We start from the raw sequence: 10,876 nt of genomic DNA on the forward strand, positions 1-10,876 counted from the left end.
ATAAGGGAAAAAATGAAAAATACATAATTTTTACAGAGAAAGAACTGAGAGCCATAGTTAAAGAAAGAGAGTTGATTGAGGATTTTTTAGATAAGTTTTCAAAAAGAAGGATACATTTAAAGTTGGTAGAAAAAGATGAGGAGATATTTTTCTCATCATTTCCTATATTTGATTTTTATATGAGAAATAGAGAGGAGTATAGATTATATATTTCAAGATCATTAAAATCCCTAAAAGAGAGTGGAATATTTGATGATATAGATCTATTGTTAATTCTTTTATTTAAAGATAAAAAAAGTTTTCAGCTATACTTGGCTATGATAAAAAATAGAAATCAAGGGGGATTTATAATAAGTAGAGATCAATTGAAAGAGCTTTTAGGAGTTGGACAAGAGAACTATGAAAGGTTTTATGATTTTGAAAAAACTATTCTAAAACCAGCTTTAGAGGATATAAATCAACTTACAAAATACGATATAGACTATAAGAAAATAAAGAATAGTGATGGCTTTACAAGTAAGATAATGGAGATAGAGTTCACATTTAGTCATAAGCTTTCTCCAATTCTTGCTGAGGAGATAGATAGACTTCTTCTTCCTTTAAGAGATAGGGTAGATTCAATATCCACAGTTAGTAAGGTAATAGAGGAGGCTTTATTAAAGGAGGGAGTGGAATTTGTAAGAAATAATCTCTATCATTTAGATAAAGGTATATCAGGAGCTCTTGATGAAGCTATCTGTTTGGCATTGAAGGAGAATCAAAATATAGATCATCAGGAAAAATATATTTTAGTTAGCAAAAGTGTAGATATCTTTTCCAATAGATTTATATTTGAGTCAAGACTTTATAAGGAGCTATTAAAGTGTAAGTTCTACTATAACTACAATTTCTTAAAAGCATTAAGAAATATGAAGGTTGGAGAGATGTTAGAGTACAAAGATGAAAGACATAAGATAAATATCCTATATTTGGATAAAGGAAGAGAAAGTACAATAGAGATATATAAAACAGTGGAAGAAGCTAATGGAGAAAAAAAATAAATTTAAGCGTTAATACCAAAAAAAAAGTGAGAAACTCTTGGAAATCTTATAAGTATTAGACGAAAAAAAAGTTTAAATTTTTCCTGCAGTTTTAATTCTTGACTTACTTAAAAAAATCTAGTAAAACCTAAGTAAAACAATGGTTTTTTAGGAGGGAGTAGAAAATGAAACAATTAGGAATATCTGTATATCCATTTCATGCAACACTGGAAGAGAATAAAAGATACATTGAGTTAGCAGCAAAGTATGGATATAAAAGAGTTTTTACTTGCTTACTGTCGGTAGATGGGGATAAAGAGGCTATACTAAAGGAGTTTAAAGATACAATAGAGCATGCAAATAGCTTTGGAATGGAAGTTATGGTAGATGTAGCTCCTTCAATATTTAGTAAGCTAAACATAAGTTATGAGGATCTATCATTTTTTAATGAGATTGGAGCTTGTGGAGTGAGATTAGACTTAGGATTTTCTGGAAATGAAGAGAGTATTATGACTTTTAATGAGTATGGACTACTGGTAGAGATAAATATGAGTCAAGATACAAACTACGTTAATACAATAATGGATTATATGCCAAATAGAGAGAAGTTAGTTGGGTGTCATAACTTCTATCCACATAGATATACAGGTCTTTCAAGAGAACATTTCAGAAGTTGTAATAAAAGATTTAAAGGGTTTTCACTGACAACTGCAGCTTTTGTTACATCTCAAACTGGAACTTTTGGACCATGGCCAGTGAATGATGGACTTTGTACTCTAGAGGAGCACAGAGATCTTCCAATTGAAGTTCAAGGAAGAGAGCTATTCAACGAGGGTATAGATGTTGTAATAATATCAAACTGTTTCCCAACAGAGGAGGAGTTAAAAAAGCTAGCTGACATAAATAAAGAGATGTTGGAATTAGAGTGTGAAGTTTTCCAAGGTGTGGGATCAGTTGAGAGAGATATAATTGAAAAGGAACTGCATTTTCAAAGAGGAGATGTTGGAGAGTATGTTGTAAGATCAACTCAATCAAGAGTAAAGTATAAAGGGACACATTTTGAGTTATTTAACCCTGTGGATATAAAAAAAGGGGATGTATTAATTGAATCCTCACTTTATGGACAGTATGCAGGAGAGTTACATATAGCGAGAAAAGATATGAAAAACTCAGGTAAAACAAGTGTTGTAGGAAAGATAGATCCAAATTATATGGGACTATTAGATAGTATAAAACCTTGGCAAAAATTTAAAATTAAAATAAAAAAGTAATAAATTCGGTTTAGGAGGAAAAGATGGTAGATTTTACAGAAGAGGAATTAGAGGAGATAATATTTTCAATAGTTGCATATGCAGGAGAGGCAAAAGGTTTTGCACATCAAGCCTTAGCATTTGCTGAAGAGGGTAAGTTTGAAGAGGCTGAAGAGTGTATGAAAGAGTGTGATGCAGCAGTTTTAAAAGCTCACCATGTTCAAACAGATATGATTCAAAAAGAAGCGGGAGGACAAAAGATTCCTTTATCAATAGTTTTTGTTCATGCACAGGATCACTTAATGACTGCTTTATCAGAGAGAGAACTAATTAAAAAGATGATAAAGTTAAATAAAAGATTATTTGCTTTAGAGAATAAATAAAAAATAAAAAACCCCTTGAATTTTCAAGGGGTTTTATTTTTATAGTTATGCTAACCAAGCTCCAAACATCCAGATATGTTTTTGATATGCAGCTCCTATATCAGTGATTAGAGTAAGAGTTTCTTGGTCATCCTCTTTTTCTGCGATTCCCATTATAATGTTGATTTCAGCTAAAAGAAGTTTGAAATCCTCTAACATTAATTTTACAGCTTCTTTAGCTGGGTATGCTTTAGTTTCAGCTTCAGCTAAAACAGTGTGTTTTAAATAGATTTCTAAAGATCCAAAAGGTCTGTGCCCAATCATTAAGATTCTCTCAGCAACAGAGTCGATTTGTGCGTCAATTTCATCCATAATTCCGTCAAGCATTGGGTGTATAACAAAGAAATGCTCTCCAGTTAAATTCCAATGGAAATTATGCACTTTAGTTTTAAAAACATGTAAATCTCCTACAAATTTGTTCATTTGAAATACTAGATCTTTATTTTCCATAAAAAATCCTCCTTTTAATTAAAACCTATAGTTTTGTTTTCTAACTTCACACTCATTATTCGAGGATTTTTTCAATTTCCTTTTAAAGAAAAAAAAATAATTAATTAATATGCATACTTATAATAGTTGTAGTTATTTTTTTAGAGATCTCTTTCATAGCTATAACAATCTCATCAATATGCTGCTTATTGATACCATCACTAAAGAAAGGACAGCTTAAAGCGGCAATGATTTTATTATTTTTATCATATATTGGGATAGCCACAGCACTTATAGTATTGGAGTGCTCCATATTATCAAAAGCAATTTTTTTTATATTGACTTTAAATAGCTCTTTTTTTAAATCATCTCTATTTGTAATGGTATTTTCAGTATATTTTGGAAGAGACTCTGGAAGTAAAGAGTTTAATTTTTTTTCTGTCAGTTGACATATTAAAATCTTACTTGCAGCTCCAGCATGTAATGGGAAAATAGCATTTTCAGGTACAGTTATCTTGTAGTAATCATTACTTTCAACAGAGGCTATAACCCTAATTTTATTCTTATCAAAAACACTGACTTTAAAAGTCTCTTTAAACTTCAATGAAAGTTCCTCTAAATAAGGATAAGAGACATTTTTAATCAGATTATAATTTTTATTTTTATTTGAAAAATAATCAAACTTATTTCCTAAAGTATATTCTTTTCCAATTGAATATAGATATCCCATTGCAACTAGTGTATGAAGTAATCTATTTGTAGTGGCTTTAGGAATATTTAAATCCTTTGATATTTCAGCTTGAGAAGCTTTTTCCTTCAGGTATAGATAGTTAAAAATTTTATCAACTTTTTCCATGGCTGGAACTAATTTTTTCATTATTTAACTCCCCATTATAGTAGTTTTTTGTACTTTTCCAAAACCTTTTTGATATATGACTCTTTCAACTGTACCATTTGGATATTTTTTTTCTACAGTTACCTCTGGACCAGATTCAGCATCAATAAAATCTACTATTTCATAGATATTTTCGCCAGATTTCCAAGTTTTACCAACAGTGAATGGAGCTTTTAAGATAACCTCACCCTTAGTTAGATCAAGAGTATCCAGATCTGCATGAGTATTCTCGCCCACATAGATTAAAGAGATAGAGTCTCTGTTGATCAAGTAGATTTTTTCAACAGTTGTTGCTGTATCTGTACTCTCCTCAACAATAAACTTCAACCCATTCTTTCTAATCATTTTACTGCTAGTTTTAGAACCGGCATTTTCAAATCCGCCTTTATAAGTAAAGTCTCCAGCGACAAAAAAGTCAGAGACAATATAATCTTCCGTATTGCTACACCCTATTAAAAAAAGAAAAACCCCAAATATAAATAGATATTTTTTCATAAAATTCCCTCCTATAAAAAAAGAATATTTTAATTAGTATAATCTGATTATACCCTAAATATAGAAAATCTACTAGAGAAAAAGTTTTGCATGTAACATATGTTACATATTTTTATTAACTATACTGATATAATCCAGTTAGAAATTTATAAAATAAAAGAGGAGAGATCAATGGAAAAAATATCAATGTTTTGTTTTCAATGTCAAGAAACAGCGGGAAATAAGGGTTGTTCAGTGATGGGTGTCTGCGGAAAAAAACCTACAACATCAAATCTACAAGATTTACTGATCTATACAACTAAGGGAATCTCCATTTTAAGAGAAAATATACCTTTAGAAAGTAGAGAGGTAAATAGAGAGTTAAACTCAGAGATTGACTACTATATTATAAACTCTCTATTTATAACAATAACAAATGCTAATTTTGATGATAAGATGATTGCAGCTGAGATTTTAAAAGGGCTAAAGATTAGAGATAGAGTAAAAGCTCAATTGGAAGAGCTAAATTTAGAGATAAAAAGATTAAAAAATCATGATGCAACAACATTTATGGTGGAAACTGCAGATGAGATGAACAAAAAAGCTCTAGGAGTTGGAGTTCTTTCAACAGAGAATGAGGATATAAGGTCTTTAAGAGAGCTTATAACTTATGGATTAAAGGGAATGGCAGCATACTATGAGCACTCTGTAAATCTGGGATATACAAAACCAGAGATAGTTATGTTTATAGAGAAAGCCTTGGCTTCAACTTTAGACAACTCAATAGGAGTGCAAGAGTTAGTGGGCTTGACTTTGGAAACTGGAAAATTTGGAGTGGATGTAATGGCACTTTTGGATTCTGCCAATACAGGGAAATTTGGAAATCCAGAGATAACAGAGGTAAATATTGGAGTTAGAGATAATCCAGGGATTTTGATATCAGGGCATGATCTAAATGATATAGTTCAACTTTTAGAGCAATCTAAGGGAACAGGAGTGGATATATATACTCACTCAGAGATGTTACCGGCTCACTACTACCCAGAGTTAAAAAGATATGAACACCTAGTTGGAAACTATGGAAATGCTTGGTGGAAACAGAAGGAGGAGTTTGAAACATTCAATGGACCAATAGTATTTACAACAAACTGTATAGTTCCACCAAAATCTGGAGCTTCATATGAGGGAAAAGTATTCACAACAAATGCCACTGGATTTCCAGGATGGCAAAGAGTTGAGGAAAAAAATGGGAAGAAAGATTTTTCAGAGGTTATAGCTTTAGCTAAAACATGTAAATCTCCACTGGAGATTGAAAAAGGAAAAATTATAGGTGGATTTGCACATAATCAGGTTTTTGCCTTAGCTGATAAAGTGATAGATGCAGTAAAATCGGGAGCTATAAGAAGATTTTATGTGATGGCAGGATGTGATGGAAGAGTAAAATCTAGGGATTATTACACAGAATTTGCGGCAAATCTACCAAAGGATACTGTTATATTGACAGCTGGATGTGCAAAATATAGATATAATAAGCTGGATCTTGGAGATATTGGCGGGATTCCTAGAGTTTTAGATGCTGGGCAGTGTAACGATTCATACTCATTGGCACTAATAGCTTTAAAACTAAAAGAGATATTCCAATTAAATGATATAAATGAGTTGCCAATAACCTATAATATAGCTTGGTATGAGCAAAAAGCTGTAATTGTTTTATTGGCTCTATTGCACTTGGGAGTTAAAAATATCCACTTAGGACCAACAATACCAGCATTTTTATCAGGAAATGTTTTGAAAGTTTTAATAGATAACTTTAATATAGGTACTATTTCAACTGTGGAGGAGGATTTAAAAAATCTCTAGTATATAATAGGAAATAAAAAATGGTAAGGGGTGAGTTCCTTACCATTTTTATTATCTTGAAACAGTTGAAATGCCATTATGAATGATATTATAGATCTCATCTTTTGAGACTAGGTTTGCGTCTCCTCTAACTGTATGTTTATACACAGAAGCAGCTGTAGCAAAATTTACAATCTCCTTAGGTGAGTGATTGTTATAGATTCCAAAAAGAGCTCCAGCGGCAAAGGCATCTCCTCCCCCAACTCTATCAACAATTTGGAAAGTGTATCTAGGAGAGGCGATAAGTTCTCCATCTTTAAAGATAAAACCAGTTAAAGAGTTTTCATTAACTGAGTGTGTTTCACGTTTTGTAGAAAGTAGATATTTTATATTTGGATATTTTTTTGTAATATCTTTATAATACTCATTTAAATCTGAGTGTTCTCCTAATTTCATAATATTTTTAGCATCTAAAATACCAGCAAAACAGATATCTATATATGGTAGATAGCTCATTAAAACAGGAGCAGCTTCATCTAAAGTCCAAAGCTTACCTCTATAATTGAAGTCAAAACTTATTAAAACTCCCATCTCTTTAGCTTTTTTCATAATTTTAGCTGTTAACTCTTTACAATTTTCAGAAAGCGCAGGTGTTATTCCAGAAAGATGTAGAATTTTACAATCTTTTAAAATATTTTCAATCTCAAGTTCACTATAATCTAAAGTAGAAAATGACGAGTATTTTCTATCATAGATAACAGAGGAAGCTCTAACACTTGTTCCAACCTCTAAATAATAGGTTCCAAGTCTTTCTCCACCTAAAACGATATTCTTAGTTTCAACACCATTGGCTTTTAAATATCTAAAAATTGAATCAGAAAGAGGATTTTTAGGGAGTTTAGTCACATACTCAGATTCTATTCCAAAGTTTGCAAGGGATACAGCAACATTTGCCTCTCCACCTCCATAGTCAGCTCTAAAAGTACTACTTTGGATAAATCTATTGTTATTTTCAGTGGAAAGACGTAACATAATCTCCCCAAGGGTTACAATTTTACTCATAACTAAATCTCCTCTCTAACCTTTTTAACTTTAGCTATGAAAGCTTTTGCAGTAGCAGTTATCTCTTCGCTAGGTCCAGTAGCTAATTTTCCACCAACACCAACAGCTACGACACCATTTTTAATCCACTGATCAACATTATCTAAAGAAACTCCACCTGTTGGCATAATATTAGCTTGTGGTAAAGGCGCTTTAACAGCTTTAATAAAATCAGGACCAAATGCGCTTCCAGGGAAAAGTTTAATGATGTCACATCCCATCTCCATAGCTTTAATCATCTCAGTGATTGTCATACAACCAGGCATATATGGAATAGCATATCTATTGCAAAGTTTAGCAGTTTCTGCATCAAATCCAGGAGAAACAATATATTTAGCTCCAGCTAAGATAGCAAGTCTAGCAGTTTCTGTATCTAAAACAGTTCCAGCTCCAATTATAAAATCGTCTCCAGGAAACTCTTTAGAAAGCTCTCTAATAACCTCAGTAGCTCCAGGTACAGTATAAGTTACCTCAATAGCATTTACTCCACCAGCTATACAAGCATTTGAAACATGCTTAGCTTCCTCTAAATTTTCAGCTCTAACAACAGCTACAACTCCAGTATTTATAATTCTATCTATGATTTCATGTTTTTTTAACATATTAATCCCCCTTGATTTCATTGTATTAATTGAGATAATTCTATAAAAATCAATGGAAATAAACAATGTCGATTTCATAAAAAAATTCCATATATGAAATTAAAAGAAATAGGACACTAAAAAAGTAGAAATATTATGTGAAATATTGTAGAATATAATTAATACTCTATATAGGCTTAAGGAGGAAAGATGCAAAATTATAATGAATTATTGGAAGCAAATTTAGAATGGGTTGAAAAGAGACTTGATTTAGACAAGAATTATTTTAAAAACCTATCAAAAGGACAAAATCCGCCATTTCTATATATAGGATGTTCAGATAGTAGAATGCCAATTGATACATTTACTCAAAGTGAACCGGGAAGTTTTTTTATTCATAGGAATATAGCTAATCAAGTATTTTCAAATGATATGAACTTTTTGGCAACACTGGAGTATGCTGTGGAACAACTAGAGGTTAAGCATATAATTGTTTCGGGTCACTATGAGTGTGGAGGAATAAAGACAGCTCATGATAAATGTAGAGATTCATCAATAATCTCTAGCTGGTTAATGCCCATAAAAAAAATAGAGGTAGAACACAAAAAAGAGTTGAAAAGTTTAGCCAGTGAACAGGAGAGATTGGATAGATTGACAGAGTTAAATGTACTTGAGCAATTAAAACACATATTTGAGTTACCGATAATAAGAAACAGAGTTGAAAGTGGGAAATACCCAAAGGTTCATGGTTGGGTATTGGATATTAGAAGTGGAAAGATAATTGAAATAGAGATACCAATAGAGGAGTGGAAATCAAAAGGAATAATACCTAAAGGGTATAGAGGCTAATACAGAATCCTCTATCTTTTAAAATAGAAGATAGAGGATTTTTATTACATTGTAAAAAAGATAGAATTTGTTTCATATATAGAATTTATTTAGTTGAAAAATTTTTAAAGATATAGTATTAGGAGGAGTAAAGTGGGAATCAAGTCGCAAAGTTTTGTCGATGAAGTTTTAAATCATCTAGTTGATAAAAATATATTTGTCAATTTCACAGTGGAGTTTTTATTTTTTATAATAAAACTACTTATATGCATAGGAATATACTATTTTGTATTAAAATTAGTAAAGAGAATAGCTCCAATTTATAATAGAGCTAAAAATGAGAATGTGATAGATCCATCTCTTAGAAGTTTTATAAGATCAATTTTATATGTGGGTTTACATGCCACATTAATAACTATTTGTCTTTTGATTATGGGTGTAAAAGAGAGTAGCTTACTTGCATTTTTCGGAACACTGGGAATAGGTGTAGGTTTAGCTTTAAAAGATAACCTATCAAATTTTGCAGGAGGTATAATTGTACTTATTTTCAAGACATATAAAGTTGGAGATGAGGTAAATATATCGGGAGAGATGGGATATGTTCATGATATCGATATATTTTCAACCACAGTTAGAACTCATAATAATGACTTAGTAATAGTTCCAAATGGTTCTATAGTATCGAATAAAGTTATAAATTATACTAAAACCCCAATAAGAAGATTAAAATTTATAGTGGGTGTGTCATATGATGCTGATTTAGATGTTGCTAGAGAGGCACTAGAAAAACTTTTAAGAAGCAATCCTTTAGTTTTAACAGATCCAGCTGTATATAGCCATGTGGATGCCTATGCAGATAGCTCTATAAATATAGCTTTAAAAGGTTGGACAACAAATGAGCACTATTGGACAGTTTATAAAGAGACATTAAATGGAATAAAAGGGGCATTGGATAGAGAGAATATAAGTATTCCATTCCCACAGATGGATGTTCATTTAAACAATGTTGATGTGAAATAGATAAAAAAAAGCTGAAAACAATTTCAGCTTTTTTTAAAATCTATATCCTAAAGAAAAAGTAACACTTTTTCTTTTTCCAAAACCGATCTCAGTAGTGAATTCAACAGATTTGTTAATTTCACTTCTAAAACCTATAACATTGTTCCATGGAGATGATGTGCTCTCTTTTACTTCAAATTTTCCTTTTGGAACACGGATATTTTTTGGAAAAGTTATCACATTATTAATATCTCCTTTTAGAGTTTGGGTGATATTTTGATACATTGTTCCAATCCAAATGGAGTTTTTAGTGTTATAAAAATCAAAGTTATAGCCAACTTTAGGAGAGACTACAAAAGCTGAGATATCTCCTTCAATAATATCCAATGTAGTTCTAGTGTAGTTAAAATCAACCAGAGAGAAGATATTTTTGTATCCTCCGGCAATTACAGTTCCAACTCCATAGGTCATACCCTCGTATTTCAGTGTAAAATCATAGTTTTTTAAAAATGGTTTATTAAGTAGATCGATATCTACAAGGGCTGAAGAGTGCCCCTTTGTTTTTCCCACAATTCCATAGACATTAAGAAAAGGGAAAACCCAAAGATCAGCTTTAACTAGCCTATTTATATTTACTGTTTTAGCAGAGTTAGATTTGACTGATATGAATTTACCCAGTTCTCCTAAATTTATATTCCCAACAGATAGTTTACCTGTAAGGTCTAAAGATTTAATATCTACATCCTGTTTCATATCAACATATATAACATTTATACCATAAGGATTTGGAAGTTCATAACCTCTTTGACGAGCCTCTTCTCCAAATAATGGAAATAAAGGTTTATCTTGATCAGAAGAGATAAGTAAAATACTATTGAAAATAAAGGTGAAAATTAAAAGTAATGCTTTTTTCAAAAGAACCTCCTAAAATATAGTTTAAAGAAAATTATACCATAAAAAAGTAGATATAACTATTAGAAAGTTAATAGGAATAAATTTTGTAATGTATTTCTAATATTAGTATAGGGGTGTATAGATT

12 protein-coding genes are annotated in these 10,876 nt (G+C 31.2%); 6 read left to right on the forward strand and 6 right to left on the reverse strand.

The window, feature by feature from the left end; all coding sequences use genetic code 11:
* The 3 genes from ACMOUI_RS00065 to ACMOUI_RS00075 all read left to right on the forward strand — a co-directional run.
* The coding region (locus ACMOUI_RS00065; protein ID WP_418963705.1) for a hypothetical protein at nucleotides 1–1,040 on the forward strand (1,040 nt) is incomplete at its 5' end.
* A gap of 164 nt (nucleotides 1,041–1,204) precedes the next feature.
* Nucleotides 1,205–2,290, forward strand: coding sequence for a DUF871 domain-containing protein (locus ACMOUI_RS00070; protein WP_418963706.1), 1,086 nt, complete (start codon nucleotides 1,205–1,207; stop codon nucleotides 2,288–2,290).
* Nucleotides 2,291–2,313: 23 nt separating this feature from the next.
* Nucleotides 2,314–2,652, forward strand: coding sequence for a PTS lactose/cellobiose transporter subunit IIA (locus tag ACMOUI_RS00075; protein ID WP_418963707.1), 339 nt, complete (start codon nucleotides 2,314–2,316; stop codon nucleotides 2,650–2,652).
* Nucleotides 2,653–2,697: 45 nt separating this feature from the next.
* On the opposite strand, the gene ACMOUI_RS00080 is transcribed toward ACMOUI_RS00075, so the two are convergent.
* The 3 genes from ACMOUI_RS00080 to ACMOUI_RS00090 all read right to left on the reverse strand — a co-directional run bounded on the left by ACMOUI_RS00080 (nucleotide 2,698) and on the right by ACMOUI_RS00090 (nucleotide 4,510).
* Nucleotides 2,698–3,141 (reverse strand): Dps family protein, encoded by a 444-nt coding sequence (locus ACMOUI_RS00080; protein ID WP_418963708.1) that lies wholly within the window; start codon nucleotides 3,139–3,141, stop codon nucleotides 2,698–2,700.
* A gap of 100 nt (nucleotides 3,142–3,241) precedes the next feature.
* Complete coding sequence (locus ACMOUI_RS00085) at nucleotides 3,242–3,997, reverse strand: IclR family transcriptional regulator (RefSeq protein ID WP_418963709.1); 756 nt, start codon at nucleotides 3,995–3,997, stop codon at nucleotides 3,242–3,244.
* A gap of 3 nt (nucleotides 3,998–4,000) precedes the next feature.
* Nucleotides 4,001–4,510: a hypothetical protein gene (locus ACMOUI_RS00090; RefSeq protein WP_418963710.1), complete on the reverse strand. Its 510-nt coding sequence runs from the start codon at nucleotides 4,508–4,510 to the stop codon at nucleotides 4,001–4,003.
* A 171-nt stretch (nucleotides 4,511–4,681) separates the two neighbouring features.
* On the opposite strand from ACMOUI_RS00090, the gene hcp reads away from it, so the two are divergent.
* Nucleotides 4,682–6,349: a hydroxylamine reductase gene (hcp, locus tag ACMOUI_RS00095; RefSeq protein ID WP_418963711.1), complete on the forward strand. Its 1,668-nt coding sequence runs from the start codon at nucleotides 4,682–4,684 to the stop codon at nucleotides 6,347–6,349.
* 51 nt (nucleotides 6,350–6,400) lie between these two features.
* Here hcp and ACMOUI_RS00100 read toward each other — a convergent pair whose 3' ends face one another.
* A complete protein-coding gene (locus ACMOUI_RS00100; RefSeq protein WP_418963712.1) occupies nucleotides 6,401–7,390 on the reverse strand; it encodes a PfkB family carbohydrate kinase in 990 nt (329 codons plus the stop codon).
* 2 nt (nucleotides 7,391–7,392) lie between these two features.
* Nucleotides 7,393–8,031: a bifunctional 2-keto-4-hydroxyglutarate aldolase/2-keto-3-deoxy-6-phosphogluconate aldolase gene (locus ACMOUI_RS00105; RefSeq protein ID WP_418963713.1), complete on the reverse strand. Its 639-nt coding sequence runs from the start codon at nucleotides 8,029–8,031 to the stop codon at nucleotides 7,393–7,395.
* A 189-nt stretch (nucleotides 8,032–8,220) separates the two neighbouring features.
* Here ACMOUI_RS00105 and ACMOUI_RS00110 point away from each other — a divergent pair, with 189 nt between their 5' ends.
* Complete coding sequence (locus ACMOUI_RS00110) at nucleotides 8,221–8,859, forward strand: carbonic anhydrase (protein ID WP_418963714.1); 639 nt, start codon at nucleotides 8,221–8,223, stop codon at nucleotides 8,857–8,859.
* Between the two features lie 132 nt (nucleotides 8,860–8,991).
* Nucleotides 8,992–9,858, forward strand: a complete 867-nt coding sequence (locus ACMOUI_RS00115) for a mechanosensitive ion channel family protein (RefSeq protein ID WP_418963715.1) — start codon at nucleotides 8,992–8,994, stop codon at nucleotides 9,856–9,858.
* A 33-nt stretch (nucleotides 9,859–9,891) separates the two neighbouring features.
* Here ACMOUI_RS00115 and ACMOUI_RS00120 read toward each other — a convergent pair whose 3' ends face one another.
* On the reverse strand, nucleotides 9,892–10,752 hold the full coding sequence (locus ACMOUI_RS00120; RefSeq protein ID WP_418963716.1) for a hypothetical protein: 861 nt from the start codon (nucleotides 10,750–10,752) through the stop codon (nucleotides 9,892–9,894).
* Nucleotides 10,753–10,876: the final 124 nt, after the last annotated feature.

The sequence above is a fragment of the Cetobacterium sp. genome (assembly GCF_048470075.1).
In the GTDB taxonomy this organism is placed as follows: Bacteria; Fusobacteriota; Fusobacteriia; order Fusobacteriales; family Fusobacteriaceae; genus Cetobacterium_A.